Origin of the sequence: Nonomuraea sp. PA05, from assembly GCF_008086045.1 — a bacterium.
Taxonomy (GTDB): domain Bacteria; phylum Actinomycetota; class Actinomycetes; order Streptosporangiales; family Streptosporangiaceae; genus Nonomuraea; species Nonomuraea monospora.
Genome location: NZ_VSEY01000038.1, coordinates 75,072 through 99,885, shown reverse-complemented (window position 1 = coordinate 99,885; position 24,814 = coordinate 75,072). Strand labels below are relative to the sequence as shown.

The 24,814-nt window shown below is 73.0% G+C and carries 23 protein-coding genes; 2 read left to right on the top strand and 21 right to left on the bottom strand.

What is annotated here, in order from left to right; all coding sequences use genetic code 11:
- Positions 1-116: 116 nt before the first annotated feature.
- Together FXF51_RS44655 and FXF51_RS44650 are read right to left on the bottom strand one after the other, a co-directional pair.
- A complete protein-coding gene (locus FXF51_RS44655; protein ID WP_187414923.1) occupies positions 117-983 on the bottom strand; it encodes a dihydrodipicolinate synthase family protein in 867 nt (288 codons plus the stop codon).
- Positions 984-1,105: 122 nt separating this feature from the next.
- Positions 1,106-1,789, bottom strand: coding sequence for a GntR family transcriptional regulator (locus FXF51_RS44650; RefSeq protein WP_148440862.1), 684 nt, complete (start codon positions 1,787-1,789; stop codon positions 1,106-1,108).
- A 141-nt stretch (positions 1,790-1,930) separates the two neighbouring features.
- On the opposite strand from FXF51_RS44650, the gene FXF51_RS44645 reads away from it, so the two are divergent.
- Entirely contained in the window at positions 1,931-3,253 is a 1,323-nt protein-coding gene (locus tag FXF51_RS44645) for an MFS transporter (protein WP_148440861.1), read from the top strand.
- Between the two features lie 57 nt (positions 3,254-3,310).
- Here FXF51_RS44645 and FXF51_RS44640 read toward each other — a convergent pair whose 3' ends face one another.
- From FXF51_RS44640 to FXF51_RS44630, 3 genes are all read right to left on the bottom strand, one after another.
- The gene (locus FXF51_RS44640) at positions 3,311-4,399 is read right to left on the bottom strand and encodes a Gfo/Idh/MocA family protein (RefSeq protein ID WP_148440860.1); all 1,089 of its coding nucleotides are present in this window, start codon (positions 4,397-4,399) and stop codon (positions 3,311-3,313) included.
- Positions 4,384-5,028 carry a ThuA domain-containing protein gene (locus FXF51_RS44635; RefSeq protein ID WP_262380248.1) on the bottom strand — a complete coding sequence of 215 codons (645 nt, stop codon included), beginning with the start codon at positions 5,026-5,028 and terminating at the stop codon, positions 4,384-4,386. The genes FXF51_RS44640 and FXF51_RS44635 overlap by 16 nt, the downstream gene beginning before the upstream one ends.
- Positions 5,029-5,198: 170 nt before the next feature.
- On the bottom strand, positions 5,199-5,780 hold the full coding sequence (locus FXF51_RS44630) for a CGNR zinc finger domain-containing protein (protein ID WP_148440858.1): 582 nt from the start codon (positions 5,778-5,780) through the stop codon (positions 5,199-5,201).
- Positions 5,781-5,838: 58 nt separating this feature from the next.
- Between FXF51_RS44630 and FXF51_RS44625 the strand changes: the two genes are divergently transcribed.
- On the top strand, positions 5,839-6,702 hold the full coding sequence (locus tag FXF51_RS44625) for an alpha/beta fold hydrolase (protein WP_148440857.1): 864 nt from the start codon (positions 5,839-5,841) through the stop codon (positions 6,700-6,702).
- Between the two features lie 85 nt (positions 6,703-6,787).
- On the opposite strand, the gene FXF51_RS44620 is transcribed toward FXF51_RS44625, so the two are convergent.
- The 16 genes from FXF51_RS44620 to FXF51_RS44545 form a co-directional block, all read right to left on the bottom strand.
- On the bottom strand, positions 6,788-9,457 hold the full coding sequence (locus tag FXF51_RS44620) for a fumarate reductase/succinate dehydrogenase flavoprotein subunit (protein ID WP_148440856.1): 2,670 nt from the start codon (positions 9,455-9,457) through the stop codon (positions 6,788-6,790).
- A 2-nt stretch (positions 9,458-9,459) separates the two neighbouring features.
- A complete protein-coding gene (locus tag FXF51_RS44615; RefSeq protein ID WP_148440855.1) occupies positions 9,460-10,173 on the bottom strand; it encodes an ABC transporter ATP-binding protein in 714 nt (237 codons plus the stop codon).
- Complete coding sequence (locus tag FXF51_RS44610) at positions 10,170-11,111, bottom strand: ABC transporter permease (protein ID WP_148440854.1); 942 nt, start codon at positions 11,109-11,111, stop codon at positions 10,170-10,172. The genes FXF51_RS44615 and FXF51_RS44610 overlap by 4 nt, the downstream gene beginning before the upstream one ends.
- On the bottom strand, positions 11,108-12,508 hold the full coding sequence (locus FXF51_RS44605; protein ID WP_148440853.1) for an ABC transporter substrate-binding protein: 1,401 nt from the start codon (positions 12,506-12,508) through the stop codon (positions 11,108-11,110). The genes FXF51_RS44610 and FXF51_RS44605 overlap by 4 nt, the downstream gene beginning before the upstream one ends.
- A gap of 11 nt (positions 12,509-12,519) precedes the next feature.
- Complete coding sequence (locus FXF51_RS44600) at positions 12,520-12,747, bottom strand: ferredoxin family protein (protein ID WP_148440852.1); 228 nt, start codon at positions 12,745-12,747, stop codon at positions 12,520-12,522.
- Entirely contained in the window at positions 12,738-13,499 is a 762-nt protein-coding gene (locus tag FXF51_RS44595) for a GntR family transcriptional regulator (protein WP_148440851.1), read from the bottom strand. Before FXF51_RS44595 ends, FXF51_RS44600 begins: the two co-directional genes overlap by 10 nt.
- Before the next feature lie 66 nt (positions 13,500-13,565).
- On the bottom strand, positions 13,566-15,245 hold the full coding sequence (locus FXF51_RS44590) for a dipeptide ABC transporter ATP-binding protein (RefSeq protein ID WP_148440850.1): 1,680 nt from the start codon (positions 15,243-15,245) through the stop codon (positions 13,566-13,568).
- Entirely contained in the window at positions 15,242-16,102 is an 861-nt protein-coding gene (locus FXF51_RS44585; protein ID WP_148440849.1) for an ABC transporter permease, read from the bottom strand. The genes FXF51_RS44590 and FXF51_RS44585 overlap by 4 nt, the downstream gene beginning before the upstream one ends.
- A 6-nt stretch (positions 16,103-16,108) precedes the next feature.
- Complete coding sequence (locus FXF51_RS44580; RefSeq protein WP_148440848.1) at positions 16,109-17,041, bottom strand: ABC transporter permease; 933 nt, start codon at positions 17,039-17,041, stop codon at positions 16,109-16,111.
- A complete protein-coding gene (locus FXF51_RS44575; protein ID WP_262380247.1) occupies positions 17,038-18,642 on the bottom strand; it encodes an ABC transporter substrate-binding protein in 1,605 nt (534 codons plus the stop codon). Before FXF51_RS44575 ends, FXF51_RS44580 begins: the two co-directional genes overlap by 4 nt.
- Entirely contained in the window at positions 18,639-19,748 is a 1,110-nt protein-coding gene (locus FXF51_RS44570; RefSeq protein ID WP_148440846.1) for an LLM class flavin-dependent oxidoreductase, read from the bottom strand. Before FXF51_RS44570 ends, FXF51_RS44575 begins: the two co-directional genes overlap by 4 nt.
- Positions 19,745-20,785: an LLM class flavin-dependent oxidoreductase gene (locus tag FXF51_RS44565; protein WP_148440845.1), complete on the bottom strand. Its 1,041-nt coding sequence runs from the start codon at positions 20,783-20,785 to the stop codon at positions 19,745-19,747. The genes FXF51_RS44570 and FXF51_RS44565 overlap by 4 nt, the downstream gene beginning before the upstream one ends.
- The gene (locus FXF51_RS44560) at positions 20,782-21,996 is read right to left on the bottom strand and encodes an LLM class flavin-dependent oxidoreductase (protein ID WP_148440844.1); all 1,215 of its coding nucleotides are present in this window, start codon (positions 21,994-21,996) and stop codon (positions 20,782-20,784) included. Before FXF51_RS44560 ends, FXF51_RS44565 begins: the two co-directional genes overlap by 4 nt.
- Positions 21,993-23,312, bottom strand: coding sequence for an NtaA/DmoA family FMN-dependent monooxygenase (locus FXF51_RS44555; protein ID WP_148440843.1), 1,320 nt, complete (start codon positions 23,310-23,312; stop codon positions 21,993-21,995). The genes FXF51_RS44560 and FXF51_RS44555 overlap by 4 nt, the downstream gene beginning before the upstream one ends.
- On the bottom strand, positions 23,312-24,220 hold the full coding sequence (locus FXF51_RS44550; protein ID WP_148440842.1) for a glutathione S-transferase C-terminal domain-containing protein: 909 nt from the start codon (positions 24,218-24,220) through the stop codon (positions 23,312-23,314). Before FXF51_RS44550 ends, FXF51_RS44555 begins: the two co-directional genes overlap by 1 nt.
- Positions 24,221-24,243: 23 nt before the next feature.
- Positions 24,244-24,756, bottom strand: coding sequence for a flavin reductase family protein (locus FXF51_RS44545; RefSeq protein ID WP_148440841.1), 513 nt, complete (start codon positions 24,754-24,756; stop codon positions 24,244-24,246).
- Between the last annotated feature and the right edge of the window lie 58 nt (positions 24,757-24,814).

Sequence of the window (24,814 nt, the reverse complement as noted above, 5' to 3'; positions counted from 1 at the left end):
TGGGCTGACCGCCATCTGTGATGTTAGGTGCTCTCGCCGTCCCGTGGGCGGCCCGGCGCGACGAGATCGCCGAGCGGCCGGTGCAGGCGGTGCCCCCGGGGCGCGGGTGGAGCGGGTCACCCTCGGGTGGCGGCCAGGCGGGCGATGCGGCGCCGCTGCTCGGGGGTGATCTCGCAGGCGGGCATGCGCAGCTCGCCGGTGCCGTGGCCGAGGTGGCGCAGGGCGAGCTTGATGCCTTCGACGGTGCCGCCGAGCGTGTCGAGTACTTCGTCGGCCTGGGCCTGCGCGTCCCGTTCCGCGGCGGTGTCGCCGGCGGCCACGGCGTCGGCGAGGCGGGCGAACGGCTCGGGGAAGGCGGCCGACAGCCCGGAGACGACGCCGGTCCCGCCGCCGCGCATCACCTCGGCCAGCCGGGTGTCGGAGCCCGACCAGAGCCGGTTGCCCGGCGGGAGCGCGGCGGCGTACTCGGTGAACCGGTCGGCCGCGCGGCCGCTCAGCTTGGCGCCGGACAGCCCGGTCGCGGCGGCCAGTTCGGCGGGTTCGACGTGCACGCCGGTGCGCTCGGCGAACAGGTAGCCGTACACGGCGGCCGGGCCCGCCGCCCGCACCACCGCCTCGAAGTGCCGCAGCACGGCGCCGGGGTCGGCGGGCAGATAGTACGGGGTCAGCGCGGCCAGCCTGCGTGCCCCGAGCGCGACCGCGTCCTTCGTCAGCGCCACCGACTCCCGGGTGGCGGCGGCCCCCACGTGCACCACCACCCGCTCGGGGCCGAACACCGCCAGCGCCTCCTGCGCGAGCGCGTGCCGCTCGGCCCGTTCCAGGGCGGGGAACTCGCCGGTGGTGCCGCAGACGAAGACGCCGTCCACGCGGGGGGCGAGGCCGGCGAGGTAGGCCTTGGTGGTGGCGAGGTCGAGCTCGCCCGCCTCGTCGAAGAAGGTCGGGACGGCGGCGAGCACCTCGGCGCGCGCGACGTTGTTTGGCATGGCACTTTCGGGCATGGCACTTTCGGGCATGGTGAGGCCTCGCTGTGGCGGCTCAGGGGGGAAGGGCCGGTCCGAGTCAGGAGGTCCACTGCGGACCGGCCCGGCCTGGACGAGAATCGGTGTCAGAACGCGGGCTGCGGCTGGGGCCTGGGCCGTTCGCTCAGCGTGGCGCGGATGCGGCCGCAGGAGCCGTCGAGGTGCGCCGCGAGGGCGGTCAGCGCCGCGTCCACGTCGCCGGAGCGGACGATCCCGCTCAGTTCGGCGTGGTCCTCGGCGACGGGGATCAGGTCGCGGTCGGTGTTGGTGATCTCCAGCACGGTGGCGAACAGCGGCCGGTGCAGCTCCCACGTGGCGGTGAGCCAGCGGTTGGCGCCGAGGACGTAGAAGCCGCTGTGGAAGTCGAGGTCCGCGGCGGCGAACTTGGCGGGGTCCGGGGTGGCCGCGGCGGCGCGCATCTGCTCGATCGCCTGCTCCAGCGGGCTCCAGTCGGCCGCGTCCAGCCGGGCGACGGCCTCGCGGATGGCCAGGCCCTCCAGGGCGCCGCGCAGGGAGTAGAGCTCGACGAGGTCGGTGTCGGACAGGCCGCGGACGAAGACGCCGCGCTTGCGCGTCTCGACCAGCCCTTCGATCTCGAGCTGGCGCAGGGCGTCGCGGACCGGCCCGCGGCTCACCCCGAAGCGCTCCGCGATCCGGCCCTCGACCAGGTGTGTGCCGACGCTCAGCTCGCCGCGCACGATGAGCGAGCGGAGCTGGGTGAGCAACTGGTCGCCGAGGGGTGGGTGACGCAGCGGATTGGTGATCGTCACCAGCTCTCCTCTCGTGTCCTGGACGGAGCCTAACGTGCCGCGCTGCATACGGTCAACGTTAACCGTTGACGGTTAACCGTCTGCCGAGTCATAGTGTGCGACAACTCAATCCCCGCGGGCAACGGCAGAAAGGGCGTCGCCATGGTCGCGACCTCTCCCCCACGCACCGACCTTCGCTACACCTGGAAGGTCACGGCCTCCAGCTTCCTCGGCAACACCCTCGAGTACTACGACTTCCTCGTGTACGGCACGGCCGCCGCCGTCGTCTTCCCCAAGGTCTTCTTCCCCGAGGCCGGCGGCTTCGTGGCCACCCTGTCGGCCTTCGGCACGTTCGCGGTCGGCTTCCTGGCCCGGCCGCTGGGCGGGCTGTTCTTCGGCAGCCGCGGCGACCGGCACGGCCGCAAGTCCACCCTGATGGTCACGCTCGTCCTGATGGGGCTGAGCACGATCCTCATCGGCCTGCTGCCCGGCTACGCGACGATCGGGGTCTGGGCGCCGATCCTGCTGGTCGTGCTGCGGCTGGTGCAGGGGTTCGCGGTCGGCGGCGAATGGGGCGGCTCCATGATCATCGTGCTGGAGTCGGCGCCGCCGCACCGGCGCGGCTTCTTCAGCGCCTGGCCGAACACGGGCGGGTTCTCCGCGCAGATCCTCATCACGGGCATCTTCGCCTGGGTCTTCACGCTGCCCGACGAGCAGTTGCTGAGCTGGGGGTGGCGGATCCCGTTCCTGCTGTCGGCCGTGGTGCTCGTGGTGACGTTCTGGATGCGGCGCACCCTGCACGAGACGCCGGTCTTCACCGAGTCGGTCGCCGCCGGTCAGGAACGTCCCGCGCACGGGCCGATCCGGCGGATCTTCGCCGACGACTGGCGCAACCTGCTGCTCATCGTCGGGCTGCGGTTCGCCGAGGCGCTGCCGTACTTCCTGCTGACGGTGTTCGCCCTGTCCTACGGCGCGAGCATCGGGATCGAAAAGGGGCAGCTCAACAACGCGATCCTGATCGCCGCCGTGCTCGCCTTCGTCAGCCACGGCGCCTTCGCCGCCCTGTCCGACCGCATCGGGCGGCGGCCCGTCTACTTCTTCGGGGCCGCCGTGGTGTTCGTGATGGCCTTCCCGTTCTTCGCGATGCTGCACAGCGGGTCGATGGTGCTCATCGTGCTCGGGTACGTGCTGGTGCTGAACGTCGGGCACAACGCCATCAACGCCATCCAGCCCGCCTTCTACGCCGAGCTCTTCCCGGCCGAACGCCGCTACACGGGGGCGGCGGCGGGGCGGGAGATCGCCTCGATCTTCGCCGGCGGGCTGACGCCGTTCGTCGCCACGGCGCTGGCGGGGGCGGACGGGTCGCGGTGGCCGCTGGTGGCGGCGTACGTGATGGCAGGCGCGCTGGTGACGATGTTCGCCGTGTACAAGGCGCCGGAGTCGTACCGGCGCGATCTGAGCACCACCGGCGAGTCCGTCCGCTGAGCCCGCCTCGGGATCGCGGCGCCGGGCCCGGCACGAAAGCCGGGCCCGGCACGCGGCTCAGCCCTCCGCTGCGAGCCCGCCCAGCGCGACCGGCCGGGGCCGCTCGCAGGTGCTCCCGACGTCCACCGCCCGGCCCTCGTGGGCGGAGGCGAGGAGCGACTCCATGACGTCGAGCACGTGGAAGGCCAGCGCCCCTCCCGCCCTCGGCTCACGGTCGCCGGCGAAGTCGATCAGGCCGACGCCGCGGCCCGCGCCGGCGTACCCGGCGGAGACGGGAAGCGTGCGCGGCCCGTCGTCGCCGAGCCTGGTCAGCAGGACGTCGCCGTCGAAATGGTTGGGGTCGGGCACCACGAGGGATCCCTTCTCTCCGTGCACCTCGATGTTCGGCGCCTTGGTGGCCACCGCGTCGAAGCTCATCACCAGCGTGGACAGCGCGCCGGACTCGTGCACGAGAACGCCGGTGACGTGGGTGTCCACGGTGACCGGGATCTCCTCGCCCTGCCGGGGGCCCGAGCCGATGGTGCGCTTGGCGCGCGTGCGACTGGCCGCGCCGACCACCGTCGCGACGGGCCCGAGCAGCGTCACCAGGCTGCTGACGTAGTACGGGCCCATGTCCAGGAGCGGGCCGCCGCCCGGGACGTAGTAGAAGTCCGGGTTCGGGTGCCAGCGCTCGTGGCCCGGGGTGAGCATGGTCGCCGTGGCCGCCACGGGGCGGCCGATCAGGCCGTCGTCGATGGCCTGGCGGGCGGTCTGGGTGCCGGTGCCGAGCACCGTGTCGGGCGCGCAGCCGACCCGTACCCCCGCCGCCCTGGCCGCCTCCAGCACCCGGCGGGCGTCCTCGCCGGTCGCGGCGAGCGGCTTCTCGCAGTAGACGTGCTTGCCTGCCGCGATGGCCTGGAGGGCGACCTCGGCGTGGGCGGCGGGGATGGTCAGGTTGAGTACGGCGTCGACGCGGGGGTCGGCCATGAGCTCCGGCACGCCCAGCACGTCCACGCCCGGATAGGGCGCGACGGCCTCGCGGGCCCGCTCCAGGTCGAGGTCGGCGACCGCGACCAGCCGCACCTGCGGCAGCCGTTCGATGGTGCGCAGGTACTGGGCCGAGATGGCCCCGCAACCGACGATGCCGAGGTTCAGCGGCTGGCCCACAACATTCCCCTCTCGATGATGGTGCGCACGCTGTCGTGCTCCAGGACGTCGAGGCTGTGCCCCGGGGTCGCGACGAAGATGCGCCCCTTGCCCCAGCGGCGCGTCCAGATCGCCGGCGAGGTCACCTCCCGGTGCCAGGGGTCCCACGGGCGCACCTTCTGCGTCGTGGTGGCCAGCACGTCGTTGTAGTCGTCGGCCAGCACCCAGTACTGCTCGGTGACGAGGTCGAAGTCGCCGATCCCCTCGGTGATCGGGTGCGCGGCCGCCTCAGGCAGCATGTTGACGGTGTACGGGACGAAGTTGTGCCGTTCGGTGCCCGCGTCCTCGTCGTCGGGGTGCTTGCCGGGGTGGCAGGCGAACTGCCCGCCGATCAGGTGCAGGTAGTCGGAGGAGTTGCGGTAGGAGTCGGCGATGCCGCCGTGCCAGCCGGCCATCCCCGTGCCGGCCTCGATCGCCGCCCGCAGGCCCTTGAGCTGGTCCTGCTCGATGGCGCCCATCGTGTAGCACTGCACGATGAGATCGACCCCCGCCATGTACGCGGGGTCCGCGTAGGGCGCCGGGCTGTCCTCCAGCCGCACCTCGAAGCCGTTCTTCTCGAGGAAGGGGACGAAGAGGTCGGTGGCCGCCACCGGGGCGTGTCCCTCCCACCCGCCTCGCACCACGAGGGCCGTACGTCTGTGCTCGCCCGCCATGCAATCGCCAATCACTCGTTGAACCACAAAGAGGCCGTGCGCCACTTAAGTCCCAAAAGAGGCACACATCACTAATTGTGGCTGAGTGAGGGCCAAAACTCCCAGTGCTATTTTCCGGCGCGTTGCTGATGCCGCCTCACCTTGGTGCGGTTGCCGCAGCGGCTCATCGAGCACCAGCGGCGCCTGCCCGCCTGCGACCGGTCCACGAAGCGCAGGGCGCAGCGGTCCGACCCGCACACCCGCACCCGTCCGACCTCGGGCGACAGCAGCAGCTCGGCGGCGTCGCGGGCGACGAGGCCGAGCGCGGCGGCCACGCCGGCGGCCAGCGGCTCCGCCCGCTGCTCCAGCCGGCCGTCCGCGATCACGAGCTGGAGGAGCGGGCGGGGCGCCGCCGCCACCGCCTCGTTGATCGCGTCCACGTCCGCCGGGGCGGGCAGGCGGCCCTCGGCCGCGCCCAGCACCGCCCGGTCGATCGCCTCCCGCAGCAGCCCGGCCGAACGCAACGCGGCGTCGGACGGGACGGCGAGGCACGCGCCGGGGGCGACCAGCCCGGCGCCGTCCAGCCAGCGCACCAGGTCCTCCGGCTGTTCGAGGGTCTCCCTGGGGACGTCCCAGCGGTCGCGCAGGGTGTTGACGAAGTCGAGGCACACCCGCCCGCCGTCCCGGATCCACGCGTCGTTCGCTGTCATGTCCCTATTTTCCCTGTAATGTCGCTAACCCTATGAAGAGGTTAAGGAAGGAAGGCCCATGAACACCACAGGGGTGGCCTCCGTCGGCGGGATCCGCCTGCACTACACGCGCGCCGGCTCGGGCCCGCTCGTGGTCCTGCTGCACGGCTGGCCGCAGACGAGCCTGTGCTGGGCGCCGGTGCTCGGCCGGCTCGCCGCCGGACACACCGTGGTGGCTCCCGACCTGCGCGGGTACGGGCTCAGCGACAAGCCCGCGACCGGCTACGACAAGCGGCGGATGGCCGCCGACCTCGCGGAGCTGGTCGGCTCGCTCGGCTTCGAACGCGCGTCGGTCGTCGGGCACGACCGGGGGGCGCGGGTGGCGCACCGGTGGGCGCTGGACCGTCCCGACCAGGTGGAGCGGCTCGCCGTGCTGGACATCGTGCCGACCAGGGAGATGTTCCGCCGCCTTGACGCGTCGGTCGGGTCGGCCTACTGGCACTGGCTGTTCCACCTGCAGCCCGACCTGCCGGAGCGGCTGGTCGGCCGGGACGTGCGCGGGTACCTGGAGTACTTCTTCGAGCGGTGGACGTACAACCGGCACGGGTTGCCGGCCGAGGCGGTGGACGCTTACGTGCGGGCGTTCTCGCGGCCGGGGGCGTTGCGGGCGGGGTTCGACGACTACCGGGCGCATGAGGAGGATCTCGCGCTGGACGACGCGGACGCGGCTGCCGGGCGGCGGCTGACGATGCCGGTGCTGGCGCTGTGGGGGTCGGCCGGGTTGCCCGCCCGGTTGCCCACGCTGGAGATCTGGCGTGAGTACGCCGAGGATGTGCGGGGCTTCGAGATCGCGGAGTGCGGGCACTTCATCGCGGAGGAGCGGCCGGACGCGCTGGTCGCCCACCTGCGCGACTTCCTGCCCGGCGGCGCCCCCGCCACCTGACACCCCCGCCACCTGACACCCCGTCACCTGACACCCCCGCCGCGCCCGCCCCGGCACGTGCGTCGAGGCGGGCGCGGCGGGCGGGTCAGGGGGTGGTGAGGGCGCGGCGGGCGTAGGCGCGGACGTCGGCGTCCGTGTCGCCGAGCGCGCCGCGCAACGCCCCCGCCACCTCCGCGCTCCCCGCCCAGGCCCCCAGCGCCACCACCGCCGCCTTACGCACATCCAGGTTGCCGTCCGCCAGCGCACCCACCAGCGGCCCCACGGCGACGGCGGGATCGGCGGCGGCCAGGCAGCGCGCCGCCCCCACCCGCACCTCCCAGGCCGGATCCCCCAGCCCCTCCAGGGCCGGCGACACCAGCGGATCCCCCGTGGCAGCCGACGACTCCAGGGCGGCGGCCCTGACGAGCAGGTCGGTGTCGGCGGCGAGGACGGCCAGGGCGGGCGACGGCTTGCCGATGAGGCCGAGCCCCTTGGCCGCCTGCACCCGCACCTCCCGGGACGGGTCCGCGGCCGCGTCCGCCACCTCGGCTACCGCGTCGAGCGAGACCAGGCCCCTGATGGCCGCGATCCGTACCCGGTGGTCGGGGTCGCGGAGCCCGGAGCGGAACAGGCCGGCCGTCCCCAGGCGCAACGCGCGCAGCACGTCCAGGACGGCCGCCCGTACGGTGGCGTCGCCGCTGGACAGCCGGGCGGCGAGCGCGTCGCCGAGCGCGGCGGTGGCGGGCAGCACCTCGACCAGCTCGACCAGCCCCGTGGCGGCGGCGCGCCGCACGGTGCCGTGGGCGTCGTCGAGCGCCGTCGCGAGGGCGAGGTCCGTGCCCGGCGGAACGGTCTCGGTGAGCGTGGCGATGGCGGCGCGCCGCACCTTGGGGTCGGAGTCGGCGAGGTAGGGGGCCAGGTCGGTGACGGCGGGCTGCTGCTCGGCGAGCCGGTGCAGCTCCAGGATGCGCGGCGAGCGTCCGACGGCGGTCCGCGAGCCCCGGCCGCCGGTGGCGCCCCTGGCGGCGGCGGACGCCTGGGGGCCGCGCGTGCCCAGGACCACCGGCTCGGCGGCGACGGGCGTGAACTCCTCGACCGGCACCAGGTACGGCTCCACCGGCCGCTTGACGAACTCCATCGCCCCGTCGGCGCGCTTGCGCAGGTTGAGGTGGAACAGCCACGCGGAGTCGTCGCGCTCCGGCAGGTCGGCCCGCTCGTGGTAGAGCCCCCACCGGCTCTCGGTGCGGGCCAGCGAGGAGCGCGCCGCCATCTCGGCGCAGTCGCGGATGAAGTCCACCTCGGCGCAGCGCATCAGCTCGTGCGGCGTGCGCGCCCCCATGGCGGCGATCTCCTCCCGCATGCGTTCGAACGACTCCAGCGCGATCTCCAGCTTGGCCCCCGTCTTCGGCGGCGCGACGTAGTCGTTGACGAAGCGGCGCAGCTTGTACTCGACCTGCGGCTGCGGCGGCCCGTCCGGGTGGCGCAGGGGCCGGTAGACGAGCTCGTGGGCGGCGGCGATCTGGTCCTCGGGCAGCGCGTCCGGCTCCCGGTGGTGAGCGGCGGCGTGCGCGCCGGCGAGGTCGCCGAAGACGAACGCGCCGATCATGTAGTTGTGCGGCACGCAGGCCAGGTCGCCCGCCGCGTACAGGCCGGGGACGGTGGTCGCGCCGTTCTCGTCCACCCACACGCCGGAGGCCGAGTGGCCGCCGCACAGGCCGATCTCCGAGATGTGCATCTCCACGTCGTGGGTGCGGTAGTCGTGGCCGCGCCCGGCGTGGAACGTGCCACGGGTGGGGCGTTCCGTGGTGTGCAGGATGTTCTCGATGGCGGTGACGGTCTCGCCTGGCAGGTGGGAGAGCTTGAGGTAGATGGGGCCGCGGGCGGAGCCGATCTCGGCCGACACCTCGGCCATCATCTGCCCCGACCAGTAGTCGGAGTCGACGAACCGCTCCCCCTTGTTGTTGACCTGGTAGCCGCCGAACGGGTTGGCGACGTAGGCGCAGGCGGGGCCGTTGTAGTCCTTGATCAGTGGGTTGATCTGGAAGCATTCGATGCCGCTGAGCTCGGCGCCGGCGTGGTAGGCCATGGCGTAGCCGTCGCCGGCGTTCGTCGGGTTCTCGTAGGTGCCGTACAGGTAGCCGGAGGCGGGCAGGCCGAGCCGGCCGCAAGCGCCGGTCGCCAGGATCACGGCGCCGGCCGAGACGGTGACGAACCTGCCCGAGCGGGAGTCGAACCCGGCCACGCCGACCGCCCGGCCGCCGGAGGTGAGCACCCTGACCGGCATGACCCGGTTCTCGATGCGGACCTTCTCGCGGATGTGGCGCTGCCGCAGCACCCGGTAGAGGACCTTCTTGACGTCCTTGCCCTCCGGCATGGGCAGCACGTAGCTGCCGGAGCGGTGCACGCGGCGCACCGCGTACTCGCCGTGCTCGTCCTTCTCGAACTTCACGCCGTACCGCTCCAGGCGTCGGACCATGTCGTGGCCCCTGGTCGCGGTCTGGTGGACGGTCTTCTGGTTGACGATGCCGTCGTTGGCGCGGGTGATCTCGGCGACGTAGTCCTCGGGGGTGGCCTTGCCGGGGATGACCGCGTTGTTGACGCCGTCCATGCCCATGGCCAGCGCGCCGCTGTGCCGCACGTGCGCCTTCTCCAGCAGCAGCACACGCGCGCCCTGCTCGGCCGCCGTGATGGCGGCCATCGTGCCGGCGGTGCCGCCTCCGACGACGAGCACCTCGCACTCCAGGCGCAGGCGGTCCTCGATCGCGGGGATGTCCATCTTCACAGCTCCTTGAGGATCTTCTCGCGCAGCTCGGCGCGATCGGCGGCGGGGTCGCGGGGGCCGGGGACCTCGATGGTCGTGCGGACGCCGCCGGAGCCGAGCACCACCACGCGGTCGGCGAGCAGCAGCGCCTCGTCCACGTCGTGGGTGACGAAGACGATCGTCGCCCGGGTGTCGCGCAGCACGTCGAGCAGCAGGGCCTGCATGCCGGCGCGGGTCTGGGCGTCGAGCGCGCCGAACGGCTCGTCCATGAGCACCGCGCGGGGCGCGCCCGCCAGGGCGCGGGCGAGCTGCACCCGCTGCCGCATGCCGCCGGACAGCTCGCGGGGCAGCCGGTCCTCGTGCCCTTCGAGGCCGACGCGGGCCAGCCACTCCTGGGCGACCGTCCTGCGCTCGCCCCTGGGCAGGCCGCGGATGCGCAGCGGCAGCTCGACGTTGCGCCGCACGGTGCGCCAGGGCAGCAGCCCGTCGTCCTGGAAGACCATCGCCCGCTCGCGCGAGGTGCCGGTGACCTCCTCGCCGCCGGCCAGGACCCGGCCGCCGTGCGGGGTCAGCAGCCCGGCCAGGGCGCGCAGCAGCGTGGACTTGCCCGAACCGGACGCGCCGACGATCACCAGCACCTCGCCGGGCCGTACCGTCAGGTCGACCTCGCGCAGCACGGGGCCGCGCGCGTAGCCGAGCGACAGGGAGTCCAGGGTGATGCCCAGCGTCACGACGTCTCCTCCGCCCTGGGCAGCCAGCGCGTCACGCGGCGCCCGGCCAGCTCGACCGCGGCCGAGGTGAGCCACCCGAGCAGGCCGATGGTGATCATGCCGACGATGACGGCGGGGTAGTCGACGATCGTGTACGACATCCACGTCCGGTAGCCGACCCCGAACTCGCCCGAGATCATCTCCGCCGAGATGACGCAGATCCACGACACGCCCATGCCGACCGACAGGCCGCCGAACACGCCGGGCAGGATCCCCGGCAGCACCACGTTCGCCAGCACGTGACGCCGGCTGCCGCCCAGCGTCCTGACCGCGTCCTCCCACAGGGTGGGCAGGGCGCGGACGGCGTGCCGGGTGCTGACCAGGATCGGGAAGAACGCGGCGGCGAACGTGATGAACACGATGCCCTGCTCGTCCGTCGGGAACAGCAGGATGGCGACCGGCACCAGCGCGATCGCGGGGATGGGCCGGACGGCCTCGAACAGCGGCGTCAGCACGTCCCCCGCCCTGGCGGACCTGGCGACCAGCACGCCCGCGGCCACCCCCGCCACGGCGGCCAGCCCGAACCCGGTGAGGATCCTGATCAGGCTCTGCAGCAGGTCGAGCCAGTAGAGCTGGGTGGTGACGCGGCTCGCGGCGCTGGCGCCGATCTCGCCCAGGGTGGGGAGCCGGTCGAAGCGCAGCCACAGGTGGGCGTCGGTGACGGTGAGCACCTGCCACAGCGCGGCCGCGGCCAGCAGCGACGCGGCCCTGACGAGCCGCCGCCGCGCCTTCGCGCCGCTCCTGGCCCGCCGCCGCCCTGCCGCGGAAGACGCAGCGGCCGGGACACCCGCTTGGCCATCGGATCGGACACCCGTTCGGTCGTCGGCCGGGACGCCCGCCTGGACGCCGGGCTGGACGTCGGGCACGGGTGGATCGGCGGTCCGGGCGTCGGCGGTCATCGTGCGTCACCCCCTTCCGCTGCCGCCTTGAGCGCGTCCGCGTAGCTGACGGGCTCCACCTTCGGGTGCTCCTCGCGGTAGGCGTCGGCGCCCTCCTGGGTGGTGAAGGGCAGCAGGCTCCCGCCGGGCTCCTTCAGCCAGACCGACTGGTCGGCGAACCACCTGGTACCGGTGACGGTGTCGGGCACGTACGCCGCCCGCACCTCGCCCTGGGCCGTGGCGATCTGGCGCAGCAGGCAGGCGGGCGTGGCGGCGGGCCTGGTGGTGTTCTCGCCGGACAGCCACAGCTCGGAGGCGGTCGCCGGGTCGGTGACGGGCTCGCCGCAGGCGGCGTCGGCGCCGGTGGTCGCGGCGGGGTTCGCGGTCGAGGCCAGGTCCTGGTCGTAGGCGGCGCCGTACGCCTTGCGCAGGTAGCCGTCGTTGACGAACGCCTTGACGTCCACGCCGGAGAAGTCGGGGCTGATCTGCTTGAGGTAGGAGACGTCGCGCTCGTGCGCCTTGAGCAGCGGCTCCTTCAGGGTGAGGTCGAAGGTGGAGATGCCGTTCCTGCCGTTGTAGAGGTAGACGACCTCGGCGGGCAGCCCGGTGTCCTTCGCCACAGACTCGGCGGCCTCCAGCGGGTGTTCGTGCAGGTAGCGGGTGGCGTCCTGCTGGGCCTTGAGGAAGGCGTCCACGACCTCGGGGTGCTCCTTGGCGTACGCCTGCCGCGTCACCACCCCGTGGAAGGTCGGCACGTCCAGGGCCGACCCGTCGTAGATCAGGCGGCCCTTGCCCTGGAAGGCCAGCAGGCCCGGCCAGGCCACGAACTGGGCGTACCCCTGCACGCCGCCCGACTCCAGTTGTGCCGCGCCGATGGCGGGCTGGTGGTTGACCACCTCGGCGGTGATCTTCGCCCGCTCCATCGCCTGCACCAGCGTGCCGTGGCCGGCCGAGCCGACGCTGGCGGAGATCTTGGTGCCGGCCAGGTCGGCCAGCGTACGCGCCTCGGCAGCGGGCGGGACGAGCACCATGTTGAGCCCGCCGCGCAGGTTGTAGCCGGTGATGGAGATCAGCTCGGTGCGGGCGGCCGGGATCGCCTGCGTCCTGGCCGCGTTGATGAGCAGCGGGTAGTCGCCCATCGAGCCGATGTCGATCTTCCCGGCCACCATCTTGGCGGTGATGGGGGCGCCGGTCTCGTAGTCCTGCCACTCGACGGTGTACTGGTCGCCGAGCCGCTTCTCCAGGTAGCCCAGCGAGCGCAGCAGCGTGCCCGCCGTGACGGTGTTGATGGTCTTGGACTGGTAACCGACGACGAGCCTGGTCCTCCCCTCGCCGCCGTTCGCCGCGCCCGAGACCGAGCAGGCCGTCGCCGCCAGCAGCAGGGCGAGGGCCGTCAGAGTTGTCCGCGTTCTCCGCATCGGGCGTTCCTTCATCGCAGCAGGTAGGGGATGTTGATGGTGACCGCGTCGACCGGGCAGCGGGCCGCGCAGGGGCCGCAGTACCAGCACTCGTCCACGTGCATGTACGCCTTGCCCGTCTCGTCGCTGATCGCCAGCGAGTCGAGCGGGCACGCTTCCACGCACAGCGTGCACCCGTCGATGCACAGGGATTCGTCGATCGTCACGGGGACTTCGACCCGCTGCTCGATCAGGGCCATGCGTGCTCCTCCTTCTCGGTACGTCGCAGGTGGCCGCGCATCGTCAGCCGGTCCCCCCTGAAACGGATGAACTCCAGGTCCACCGGCCTGCCGTCGGCCAGGTGCGTCAGCCGTTCGACCATCAGCAGCGCGGCGCCGCGCGGCGTGCCGAGTGCGGCGGCGGTGTGCGGGTCGGCGTTGACGGCCTCCAGGGTCAGCTCGGCCATGCCGAGGGGCTGCCCGGTGATCGTCTCCAGCAGGACGAAGATGTCGTTGCCTGCCAGGTCCTCGTCGAACAGCGGCTCGCCGGCCTCGCGCACCAGGTACGTCAGGTCGAGCGAGAGCGGCAGGCCGTTGAGGCTGCGCAGCCGTTCGAGGTAGACGACCTGCTCGCCGGGCGGCAGCCCGAGCCGGTGGCTGACCGGGGCGGGCGGCTCGATGAGGGTCATCGTGCGGACCTGGTTGACGACTTGCCCGTGCTCGTGCAGGGTCTCGGCCAGGCCGAGCAGGCGGTGCAGGCCGTGCGGGTACTTCTCGGCCGCCACGGTGGTGCCCACGCCGGGGCACCGCTCGACCAGTCCCTCCTCGCGCAGCAGGTCCAGGGCCTGGCGCACGGTGTTGCGCGAGGTGTCGAACTCGCGCGCCAGCGCCGCCTCCAGCGGGAGCTGCCCGCCGGGGAAGCCGCCGTGGATGATCTGTCTTCTCAGCAGGTCGGCGACCTGCCGGGCACGATCCGCCCGGCGCCGCCGATCGTCGAGGGCCACCCGTTCCATGCCTTCAACCTACTAAATAAGTAGGAATAAGGGGATAACAGGGAGGTTGCGCCACCCTCCAGCGGGTCACATCCCCGCGCTCACCTGGGTTTCCGCCCCGGACCGAGGAAGATCTGCCACTTCCCCGCCGGGCAACCTGGGCACCGCCGCCACCAGATCCCGCGTGTACGGGTGGCGCGGCGCGGTGAACACCCCGTCCACCTCCCCCTCCTCCACGACCCTGCCGTCCTTCATGACCAGCACCCGGTCGGCGATGTGCTGCACGACGCCCAGGTCGTGGGAGATGAACACCATCGCGGTGCCGTACTCGGCCTGCAGCTCCGCCAGCAGGTCCAGCACCTGGGCCTGGATGGAGACGTCCAGCGCGGAGACCGGCTCGTCGCAGACCAGCACGTCGGGGCGGGGGCCGAGAGCGCGGGCGATGGCGACGCGCTGCCGCTGGCCGCCGGACAGCTCGCGCGGATGCCTGCCCGCCACCTCGGGCGGGAGGCCGACGCGGGCCAGCAGGTCCAGTACGCGTGCCCGCCGCCCGGCCCGCGGCAGCCGCAGCGGCTCGGCGATCAGGCGGGCGGTGGTGTGGCGGGGGTCGAAGGAGTCCAGCGGGTTCTGGGAGATGAGCTGGAGGGTGGGGCGGCGGGGGCGGCGGGAACGCTCGGGCAAGCCGCTCCACGGCTCGCCGTGCAGGGTGACCCGGCCGTCGTCGGGCTCGATCAGGGCCAGGGCCAGCCGGGCCACCGTGGTCTTGCCCGAGCCGGACTCCCCGACGATGCCCAGCGTCTCGCCCCGGTGCAGGGCGAAGGAGACGTCCTCGACGACGCGGCGGGGGCCGAAGGAGCGGGTCAGGCCGGACACGGCGAGCACCGGGGCCCGCACAGAGCTGACAGGAGTGCCGTTCGCGTGGCGTGCGGCGAGGGGGGCGCCGTCCGTGAGGCGGGTGCCGCGGGAGGTGGCCGACGGGACGGCGGCCAGGAGGGCGCGCGTGTAGTCGTGCGCGGGCGCCGCCAGCACGTCCAGGGCAGGCCCCTCCTCGACGACCCGGCCGTCCCGCATGACGAGGATCCGGTCGGCGATCGAGGCGACGACGGCGAGGTCGTGGCTGATCAGCAGCAGCGCGGTGCCGGCCGCCTTGCGTTCGGCGAGCAGCCGCATGATCTGGGCCTGCACGGTGACGTCGAGCGCGGTCGTCGGCTCGTCGGCGATGATCAGCTCGGGTTCGGCCGCGATGGCGGAGGCGATGAGCACGCGCTGCCGCAGCCCGCCCGACAACTCGTGCGGACGCCGGCGTGCGTGCAGCTCCGGCTCGGGCACGCCGACCGACTCCAGCAGCTCAAGCGTCCTGCTCTCCCGCCACCGGCGCGGCACGACGTCGTGCGCGGTCAGCACCTCGCCGATCTCCGCGCCGACGGTCCGCAGCGGGTCGAGGGAGACGAGCGCGTCCTGCAGCACGAGGCCGGCGAACCTGCCGCGCAGCCCGCGCCACTCCCGCTCGCCGAACGTCAGCGCGTCGCGCCCCGCGACGGTGAACGCGGACGCCCGCACGGACGAGCCCGGCCCGGCCAGCCCGAGCAGGGTGCGGGCCGTGACGCTCTTGCCCGAGCCGGACTCCCCCACGACGGCCACGCACTCGCCGGGCGCGACGGACAGCGAGACGCCGCGCACGACCTCCGTCCCGTTGAAGCCGACCCGCAGGTTCCGCACGGCGACGAGCGGGGAGGCGCCCGTGTCCTCGCCGGAGTTGGTGATCATGGGGTCCTTCCTTCGAAGCGGCGCTGGAGACGGCGTCCGACGACGGTCAGGCAGACGACGGTGAGCGTGATCGCCAGACCTGGGAAGAGCGCCTCCCACCAGGCGACCCGCAGGTAGTTGCGGGCCTCGGAGAGCATCGCGCCCCATTCGGCGGCGGGCGGCTGCGGGCCCATGCCGAGGAAGCTCAGGCCCGAGCTGGCGATGACCGCCTGGCCGAGCCCGATGGTGGCCAGGACGGGGATGGGGCCGAGCACGTTGGGGAGCACGTGCCCGGCGGTGATCGCCAGGCGGGGGCGGCCGAACGTGACGGCCTGCTCGACGTAGCCGGAGTGGCGCACGACGAACGTCTGGGCGCGGATCACGCGGGCGTAGTTGGGGATCTGGGCGACGGCGATCGCGAAGATCACGTTTCCGGTGCCTGGGCCGGTGATCGCCACCACGAGCAGGGCCAGGAGCAGCTCGGGCAGGGTGGACAGCACGTCGAACGCGCGGGCCAGCGCCTCGTCCAGCCATTTGGGTGACAGGCCGGCCGTCAGGCCCAGCAGCACGCCCGAGGTGACGGCCAGGACGGTGGCGGCGACGCCGATGCTGATGGAGTGGCGGGCGCCGTGCACGACCCTGGACAGCACGTCGCGGCCGAGGTGGTCGCTGCCGAACCAGTGCCCGGCACCGGGGGGCGCGAGCGCGCTGAGCGGGTCGGCGGCCAGCGGGTCGGCGCCGGTGAGCAGGGCGGGCGCGGCGACGGCCAGCGCCAGCAGGACGAGGAAGGCGCTCGGGAGGAGCAGCCCTGGCGCGATGGGCAGGCGCAGCGAGGCCGGGGTGGAGCGCGGGGTGGAGGCCGGGGTGAGTGCGGACATGGGCGGTCAGCCTCGGATTCGCGGGTCGATGGCGCGGTAGGCCAGGTCGAGGAGCGTGCTGATGGTCACGTACACCAGGGCCGACAGCAGCACGACGGCCATGACCACCGGCATGTCGCGCCCGGTGACGGCGTCCATGGCGACGCGGCCGAGCCCGGGCCGCCCGAACAGCACCTCGGTGATGACGGCCCCGCCGAGCAGCGTGCCGGTGAACCAGCCGGCCAGCGTCACGGCCGGGATGAGCGCGTGGCGCAGCGCGTGCCGGGCGACCAGCGCCCGCTCCGTCAGGCCGCGCGCCCTGGCGGTGACCGCGAACGGCTGCTCCAGCGCCCGTTCGAGCCCGCCCCGCAGCACCTGCCCGAGCACGCCCGCGATGGGCAGCCCGAGCGCGAGCGCGGGCAGCACCAGCGCGGCCGGCCCCTGCGCGCCGGAGACGGGGAACCAGCCGAGCGTGAACGAGAAGACGGCCAGCAGCACGATCCCGATGAGGAACGGCGGCACCGACACCGCCACCAGCTCCGCCACCGAGGCGACCGAGGCCATGCCCCGCGCCGCCCGCCCGCGCCCGGCCGTGACGAGCGCGATGACTGCGGCCAGCGTCACCCCGACGGCCGCGGCGGCCAGGGTGAGCTGGACGGTGGGCGCGATCTGGGTGGCCAGCACCTCGCCGACGCCCCGCTGGAGCTGGTAGGAACGTCCGAGGTCGCCGTGCAGCAGCCGCCACAGGTAGGCGAGGTACTGGACGACCTCGGGCCGGTCGAGCCCCCACTCCCTGATGATCGCGGCCCGGATCTCCGGCGTGTCGACGCCGTCGCCGATCAGGATGTCCACGGTGTCGCCCGGAGCGATCAGCAGCGCGACGTAGGAGGCGGTGGCGGCGGCCCACAACACGGCCAGCCCGGTCCCGAGCCGCCTGACGACGCCGAGCCGGCCGATCATGTGCCTATCCGCACGTCGTACGCGCCGGCGGGCGTGCCGGAGGCGGGGTTGAAGCCGAGCCCCTGGACGCTCTTCTGCGCGGCGATCTGGTCGGCGGGCACGTAGATCGGGAACACGATGGCCTTGTCCCGCACCACCACCTGCTGCACCTTGGCGTACAGCTCCTTGCGCCGCTCCTGGTCGGAGGTCCGCGAGGCCTCGGCGATCCACTTCTCGACGTCCGGGTCGGAGAAGTGGGTGCGGTTGAGCGCGCCCTTGCCCGGCAGGAGCAGATTGAGCGCGGCGCCGGCGTCGGAGTCGCCGCGGGAGTTCTCGAACACCTCGTAGTCGTTGTCGTCGAGTGCCTTCTGCGCCGTGCCCTGGTCGACGATCTTGACCTGGAAGTCGATGCCCGCGTTCTGCTTGACCTGCGCCTGGATGGCCTGGGCGAGGATGTCGCGCCGGTCGCGGATGAACGCCGCCGAGGCGATCGTGCGCACGCTCAGCCTCTTGCCGTCCTTGACCCGGTAGCCCAGGGCGTCGCGCTGCTTCCAGCCGGCCTCGTCGAGCAGCGCGTTGGCCTTGGCGACGTCGCCGCCGAAAGTGTTCTCCAGCGAGGTGTCGTAGAACGTGCTCGCCTTGCCGACGACGCTCCACGCCCTGGTGGCGGTGCCCTGGTAGACGGCCTTGAGCACGGCGTCCAGGTCCACGGCCGCGCGGAAGGCCTCGCGTACGCGCTGGTCGTCGAACGGGGCGCGGGAGGTGTTGAAGTAGTAGGAGAAGGAGGTGCCCGAGTTGAGCGCGGTCTGCAGCGTCAGGCCGGGATCGTTCTTGATGAGCCCGGCCTCGGTGGCGGGCACGCCCTCGATGACCTGCACCTGGCCGGAGGTGAGCGCGCCGACGCGGACGGCGGCCTCGGGCAGGAACCGGTAGGTGATCTCCGACAGGTGGGCGGGGCCCTGGTGGGCGGCTCCGGCGGGCGGCCACTGGTAGGCGGGGTTGCGGCGGTAGTGGATCTCCTGGCCGGGCACGTACCTGTCGAGGATGAACGGCCCGGTGCCGGCCAGATCGACGCCGCCGAACTTGAGGTCCTTGGCGCTCTTGAGCGACTTCGGGGAGACCTGACCGGCGTAGGGGGAGGCGAGGAAGTCGAGGAAGAGGGCGTCAGGCTCCTTGAGGGTGATCTCCAGCGTGGCCGGCGAGGTCACCTTCGCCTCCTGGTACGCCCGGAGCTGGATGCCGGCCACGGCCGTGTTGTAGCCCTCGACGAAGAACTGGTCGAGGTTGGCCTTGACGGAGGCGGCGTCGAACTTCGTGCCGTCGTGGAAGGTGACGTCGTCGCGGAGGGTGAGAGTGTAGGTCAGCTCGTCGTCCGACACCTTCCACTCCTTGGCCAGCCAGGGGCCGAACGAGCCGTCCTTGTTCCTGGTCAGCAGCGCGTCGAACTGGTTGAACACCAGCAGCCTGACCTTGTTCTGCGCCCACTGCTGCGGGTTGAGGGTGATCGGCTGGGTCTCGATGGCCCAGGTCAGGGAGGTGGGCGCGGCGGCTGCCCGCTGGGTGGCAGGCTGGGCGCCGCACGCGGCCAGGGCCAGCAGGAGGACGGGGATGAGGCGCTTCACCGGCGGTTCCAGGCTTCTGCGAGCAGCTCGTACGAGCGCACGCGGTCGTCGTGATCATGGGTGATGGTGGTGACGAGCAGCTCGTCGGCCCCGATGACCCGGCGCAGCACGTCCAGCCGTTCGGCGACCTGTCCTGGGGTGCCGACGAACTGGGTGTCGAGGCGGTCCTTGACGAGCTCGCGGTCGGCGTCGGTCCAGGGGTGAGCGGCGGCCTCGGCGGGCGTCGGGAAGGGCATGGCGCCGGCGCCCGTCCTGATGCTGCGCACCCACAGGCCGTAGGGTGAGGCCAGCTCGCGGGCGGTGGCCTCGTCCTGGGCGACGACGGCGTCGGCGGAGACGACGATGTACGGCTCGGCCAGCGCGGCGGACGGTTTGAACGCCTCCCGGTAGGCTTCGACGGCTTCCAGCACGGAGGCGGGGCTGACGTGGTAGTTGGCCGCGAACGGCAGGCCCCGCTCCCCCGCGACCTGGGCGCTCTGCCCGCCGCTGCTGCCGAGGATCCACACGTGCAGGTCGGCGCCCTCACCGGGGACGGCGTGCGCCTCGTGGGTGCCGTCGAGGAAGGCGAGCACGTCGTCGATCTGGCCGGCGAAGTCGGGGGTCTGGGCGCCGGGCTGCTGAAGCAGGGTGGCGTAGTGGGCGAGCTGCGGGTGGGTGACGAGCTTGGCGAAGTCGAACGGCTTGGGGATGAGCAGCCCGTCCACGAACCGCTCGGCCGGCGGTTCTGCGGGCGGCTCGGCGGGGGCGGCCTGGCGGGCGGTCAGCTCGGCGCGGCGCTGGCCCGAGCGGCCGATGCCGAGGTCGAGCCGTCCCGGATAGAGGGCGTCGATGAGGCCGAACTGCTCGACGACCGACAGCGGTGTCTGGTGGCCGAGCTGCACGGCCCCGGACCCCACCCGGATGGTGGAGGTGGCTGCCGCGATCAGCCCGATCAGCACGGCGGGCGCCGAGCCGGCGACGCCGGGCGCGAAGTGGTGCTCGGCCACCCAGTAGCGGCGGTAGCCGAACCGCTCGGCCTGCCGTGCCAGGTCGATGGTGTTGCGCAGCGCGTCGGCGGCCGTGCCGCCGGAGGGGATGGGGGCCAGGTCGAGGATGGACAGCGTCATGAGTCACTTCCGGGGGAGGGGAACGGCCTGCTGGGGATCTCGGCCCGCAGGGCAGGCGCGATCTCGGCCTGGAACAGCTCCAGCGCTCCCCGGTGCTGCGCCGGGGTGAGCCCGTCGGCGTCGGCGTGCAGGTGCATGACCTCGTGCCCGAACCGTTTGTGGTAGCGCAGCACCTTGTCGATGATCTGCTGCGGGCTGCCGACGAGGATGGAGCCGCGCTCGATGGCGTCCTCCAGGGTCGGGAAGACGACCGGCAGGCCGAGGCGGCGCTGGAACAGCACGCGGGCCTCGAAGATCGGCCGGTAGGTGTCGATGGCCTCCTGGGAGGTCCTGGCCGCGTAGTAGCCGGCCGTTCCCGCGCCCACGAGCGCGTCGGCGGGGTCGTGCCCGTAGTGCGCCCAGCGTTCGCGGTAGTGGTCGATCAGCTCGGCGTAGGGGTCGATGGGGTTGGTGACGTTCGCGGAGAACAGCGGGTCGCCGTAGCGGGCGGCCAGGTCCACCGACTCCTTGCTGGTGGCGCTGCCGTGCCAGACCCTGATCGGCCGCTGCAGGGGCCGCGGCCAGGTCTCGGCCTCGGTCAGCGACGGACGGAACCGGCCCTGCCAGGTGACCTTGTCCTCCCGCCACAGGCGGCGGAACAGCTCGTAGGACTCCCGGTTGCGCTCCCACTGGTCCTCGGCGGTGACGTGGAAAAGCTGGGCCTGCGCCGCCCCGTTCCCCTTGCCGATGATCAGCTCCAGGCGGCCGCCCGACAGGTGGTCGAGCGTGGCATAGTCCTCGTAGGCCCGCACGGGGTCGAGCAGGCTGAGCGTGGTGACCGCGGTGAACAGCCGGATCCTGGACGTCTTCGCCGCGATGTGGCTGAGCACCACCGGCGGGGAGGAGGAGATGAACGGCCGCTCGTGCCGCTCCCCCACGCCGAACCCGTCGAAGCCCAGCTCCTCGCCGAGCACGGCGTTGGCGACCACCTCGCGGAACCGCTCGGTCGGCGAGCTCCCGCCGGTGTGCGTGATCAGCGTGATGAGCAGGAATTTCATCGTGCCCCCGCACGGTGACCCGTGTGGTGACCCGCGTGGTGACCCGTGTAACGGCTCGCCGGGCGGGGCAGTCCGAGCAGCTCGCGCAGCGTCCGCGCCTCGTACCTGCTCCTGAACGCCTGACGGCCGCGCAGCTCGGCCGTCAGCCCTGAGGCGATCTGCCACAGGTCGTACGGCACGGCCCCCGGCCGCAGCCGGAACCCCTGGATCCCGGCGCGCCGCCACTCCAGCAGCAGCCCGGCCAGGTCACGCACGTGCCCGGTGAAGACGGCGGCGTCGGAGGCGAGCTCGGCCCCGTCCAGCTCGTCGAGTCGCGCCTTGCGGGCGGCCGCGTCGTCGCCGAGGAACACGACGAGGTCGGCGAAGATCTGCACGTCCGGGGACAGCTCGCTGACCTCGGTCACGATGGCGCGGGCCTGCTCGGCCGAGTGCGGCGTGACGAAGACGACGTCGGCGTGGGCCGCGGCGAACTCGTACGGCAGCCGGCTGTGCGCCAGCGCGGCCACGACCGGCTGGCCCTGCGGCGAGCGGGGGGTGATGGAGGGGCCCCTGACCGAGAAGAAGCGCCCCTCGAAGTCGATGTGGTGGAGCTTGTCGCGGTCGATGAACCGGCCGGTGGGCACGTCGCGGATCTCGGCGTCGTCCTCCCAGCTGTCCCACAGCAGCCGCGCCACCCGCACCGCGTCGCCCGCCTCCGCGAACAGGTCGCGTACGTGCGGGTCGCCGGACAGGTCCACGCCGCCGGGCCGGTTCAGCACCTGGTCGAGGGGCGGGAACTCGCGGCGGCCGAAGTGGCGCGCCTCGAAGCTGCGGGCGGAGACCTGGGGCCGCCAGCCGGCGCGCCCGCCGCTGACGTGGTCGAGCGCGGCGATGCCGATGGCGACGTGGAACGGCTCGGTGTGCGTGGTGGTGGCGGTCGGCACCAGGCCGATGTGGTGGGTGAGCGGCGCCAGCCTGGCGGCGAGCAGCACCGCGTCGAGGCGGCCCCGTACCTGGTCGGTCCGGTCGTCGGGCGTGTCGGGCAGGGTGGACTGCAGGCCGAACGCGTCCTCGATGGTGACGAAGTCGAGCAGCCCGCGCTCGGCCTCGGCGACCAGCCCCGCCCAGTAGCGGGCCGAGAACAGGGCGCGCGGCGCGGCGCTCGGCTCCCGCCAGGCGGCCGGGTGCCAGCCTGCGCCGTCGAGCGCGACGGCCAGGTGCAGGGTGCTCATGTCAGCTCCAGATGTTCGCGCAGGGTGCTGCCGGTGTAGTCGGTACGGAAGGAGCCGCGTTCCTGCAGCAGCGGGACCACCCGGTCCACGAAGTCGTCCAGCCCGCCGGGCGTCAGGTGCGGCACGAGGATGAACCCGTCGGCGGCGCCGGCCTGCACGTGCTCGTCGATGAGCCGCGCCACGGTCCGCGGCGTGCCGACGAACGTCTGCCGCCCGGTCACCTCGATGACCAGCTCCCGGATCGACAGGCCCTTCTCCGCGGCCAGGGCCCGCCACTTGGCGGCCACGGCGGCCCGGTCCTTGATCGCGACGCGCCCCTGGGAGACGCCCTCGTCCAGGGCGGGCTCGATGTCGGGCAGCGGCCCCTCCGGGTCGTGACCGGACATGTCGCGGCCCCACACCTGTTCCAGGAAGGCGATCGCGGTCTGCGGGCCGACCTGGAGCCGGCGGATGGCGGCGGCGTTCTCGGCGGCCTCCTCCTCGGTGTCGCCCAGCGCGAACGTCACCCCGGGCATGATCTTGAGCTGGTGCGGCTCGCGGCCGTACCTGGCCAGGCGGCCCTTGACGTCGGCGTAGAAGCGTTTGCCGTCCTCCAGCGAGCCGTGCCCGGTGAAGATCACGTCGGCGTTGGCGGCGGCGAACTCCCTGCCCTCGTCCGAGTCGCCGGCCTGGATGACGACCGGGTGCCCCTGCGGGCCGCGCGGCAGCGTGAAGCGGCCCTCCACGGAGAAGTGCGCGCCCCGGTGCCCGACCGTGCCGATGGCGTCCGGGGTGAGGAAGCGGCCCGCCGCCTGGTCGCCGAGGACCGCGTCCGGCTGCCAGGAGTCCCACAGCTCGCGTGCCAGGCGGAGGAACTCGGCGGCCCGCTCGTACCGGTCGGCCCGGTCGAGGTAGCCGCCGCGGCGGAAGTTCTCGCCGGTGAAGGCGTCGGAGGTGGTCACCACGTTCCAGGCGGCCCGCCCGCCGCTCAGGTGGTCGAGCGTGGACAGGCGTCTGGCCAGCTCGTACGGCTCGTTGAAGGTGGCGTTGACGGTCCCGGCCAGGCCGAGCCGGTGCGTCACGGCGGCCAGCGCGCTGAGCAGCGTCAGCGACTCGGGCCTGCCCACCACGTCGAGGTCGTGGATGCGGCCCTTCAGCTCGCGCAGCCGCAGCCCCTCGGCCAGGAAGAAGAAGTCGAACTTGCCGCGCTCGGCCGTCCTGGCCAGGTGGGTGAAGGAGGCGAAGTCGATCTGGCTGCCCGAGCGGGGGTCGGCCCACACCGTGGTGTTGTTCACGCCAGGGAAGTGGGCGGCGAGGTGCACCTGCTTGCGGCTCATCAGGCGCCCCGCCCGTGCGGGAGGTCCCAGGTGGCGGGCAGGCCCTCGGTGGTCTCACGGAAGGCGGGGAGGCTGTGGAGGTCGCGGGCGTAGCCCCACAGGTGCTCGAAGCCGGACAGGTCCCACTCGCTGATCTCGTGGTCGCGGTTGTGCAGGGCGTCGTACCTGGCCAGCGTCACCCACAGCCGGACGTCCGCCTCGGTCAGGGTGTCGCCGGTGAGGTAGCGGCGGCCGGCCAGCCGCTCGTCGATCCACTCCAGCGCGGCCAGCACCCGCAGGCGCTCGTCCTCCCGCTCCTCGCCCTCGGCGCGGGCCACCCGGGTGACGCCGGTGTTGATGTCGTGGTGGATCCACGCGTTCAGCTTGTTGATCTCGGGCCGGAGCGCCTCCGGGTAGAGGTCGGCCTCGGGATCGGCCCATCGCCCGAACTGGGTGGCCAGGTCGATGGTGATGTCCGGGAAGTGGTTGCTGACGATCCTGCCCAGCTCCTTGTCCCAGAGCACCGGGACGGAGACGTGCCCGCCGTAGCCCTCCTCCGTGGCCGTGTACGCCTGCTCCAGCAGGGTGAACCCGTTGACCGGGTCGGGGCCGCGCCGCTCCCTGAAGGCCCAGCCGCGGCCGTCGCGCTCGTCGTCCACGTACGACAGCGACACCACCTCCTCCAGGCCCTTGAGCCTGTGGACGATCGCGGCGCGATGGGCGTACGGGCAGACCCAGGCGAGGTAGAGGTGGTAGCGGCCGGGCTCGGCGCGGTGGCCGCTGGAGCCGTCGGCGGTGATGCGGTCCTGGAAGGGGTAGAGGGGGCGGTTCCAGCCCGGTGACAGGTGCAGGCGGCCTGGGCCGTACTGGCCGTAGGCGACGTGATCGACGGGACTCGCGTACGCGGGAATCCCAGTAGAGAGGGTCACACTCGACTCCACGTGCGGAGGGATCAGTCTTCTGGGTGCGGGAGGAAACGGCCGAAGCGGCCCTGGTGGTACAGCAGGGGGCGGCCGGTGCTGTGCGTCTCGACCTCGGCGACGAGCCCGACGACCAGCAGGTGGTCGCCGACCTCGGCCCGCTCGTACGGCAGGCAGACCAGGTGCGCGGAGACGTCCAGCAGCAGCGGCGCGCCGAGCGGCCCCGGCCGCCAGCGGGTGGGCGACGCGAACCGGTCGACACCCTTGCGGGCGAAGCGGGCGGCCAGCTCGGCCTGGTCACTGGCCAGGATGTTGACCGCGAAGTGGTCGGCGGAGGCGAGCAGCGGCCAGGTGGTCGAGGAACGGTCCACGTAGAAGGAGACCAGCGGCGGTTCGAGGCTGACGGAGGAGAACGAGGTGGCCGTCAGCCCGGCGGGGACGCCGCCGGTCTGCGCGGTGATCACCACGACGCCGCTGGCGTGCACGGCGAGCGCGCGGCGGAAGTGCTCGGCGGCGACGGCGCGCCCGGGCAGCGTTTCCGTCATGCCGCGCTCCCCTCGGGGGCGAGGCGGGGGCGGATGGACGGCAGGACTGATCTGGTGG

What these genes read in the sequence shown, in the direction of transcription:
- FXF51_RS44655 (WP_187414923.1), bottom strand. Translation starts at nt 983, where the DNA reads ATGCCAAACAACGTCGCGCGCGCCGAGGTGCTCGCCGCCGTCCCGACC.
- FXF51_RS44645 (WP_148440861.1), top strand. Translation starts at nt 1,931, where the DNA reads ATGGTCGCGACCTCTCCCCCACGCACCGACCTTCGCTACACCTGGAAG.
- FXF51_RS44630 (WP_148440858.1), bottom strand. Translation starts at nt 5,780, where the DNA reads ATGACAGCGAACGACGCGTGGATCCGGGACGGCGGGCGGGTGTGCCTC.
- FXF51_RS44625 (WP_148440857.1), top strand. Translation starts at nt 5,839, where the DNA reads ATGAACACCACAGGGGTGGCCTCCGTCGGCGGGATCCGCCTGCACTAC.
- FXF51_RS44620 (WP_148440856.1), bottom strand. Translation starts at nt 9,457, where the DNA reads ATGGACATCCCCGCGATCGAGGACCGCCTGCGCCTGGAGTGCGAGGTG.
- FXF51_RS44610 (WP_148440854.1), bottom strand. Translation starts at nt 11,111, where the DNA reads ATGACCGCCGACGCCCGGACCGCCGATCCACCCGTGCCCGACGTCCAG.
- FXF51_RS44605 (WP_148440853.1), bottom strand. Translation starts at nt 12,508, where the DNA reads ATGCGGAGAACGCGGACAACTCTGACGGCCCTCGCCCTGCTGCTGGCG.
- FXF51_RS44600 (WP_148440852.1), bottom strand. Translation starts at nt 12,747, where the DNA reads ATGGCCCTGATCGAGCAGCGGGTCGAAGTCCCCGTGACGATCGACGAA.
- FXF51_RS44595 (WP_148440851.1), bottom strand. Translation starts at nt 13,499, where the DNA reads ATGGAACGGGTGGCCCTCGACGATCGGCGGCGCCGGGCGGATCGTGCC.
- FXF51_RS44590 (WP_148440850.1), bottom strand. Translation starts at nt 15,245, where the DNA reads ATGATCACCAACTCCGGCGAGGACACGGGCGCCTCCCCGCTCGTCGCC.
- FXF51_RS44585 (WP_148440849.1), bottom strand. Translation starts at nt 16,102, where the DNA reads ATGTCCGCACTCACCCCGGCCTCCACCCCGCGCTCCACCCCGGCCTCG.
- FXF51_RS44580 (WP_148440848.1), bottom strand. Translation starts at nt 17,041, where the DNA reads ATGATCGGCCGGCTCGGCGTCGTCAGGCGGCTCGGGACCGGGCTGGCC.
- FXF51_RS44570 (WP_148440846.1), bottom strand. Translation starts at nt 19,748, where the DNA reads ATGACGCTGTCCATCCTCGACCTGGCCCCCATCCCCTCCGGCGGCACG.
- FXF51_RS44565 (WP_148440845.1), bottom strand. Translation starts at nt 20,785, where the DNA reads ATGAAATTCCTGCTCATCACGCTGATCACGCACACCGGCGGGAGCTCG.
- FXF51_RS44560 (WP_148440844.1), bottom strand. Translation starts at nt 21,996, where the DNA reads ATGAGCACCCTGCACCTGGCCGTCGCGCTCGACGGCGCAGGCTGGCAC.
- FXF51_RS44555 (WP_148440843.1), bottom strand. Translation starts at nt 23,312, where the DNA reads ATGAGCCGCAAGCAGGTGCACCTCGCCGCCCACTTCCCTGGCGTGAAC.
- FXF51_RS44545 (WP_148440841.1), bottom strand. Translation starts at nt 24,756, where the DNA reads ATGACGGAAACGCTGCCCGGGCGCGCCGTCGCCGCCGAGCACTTCCGC.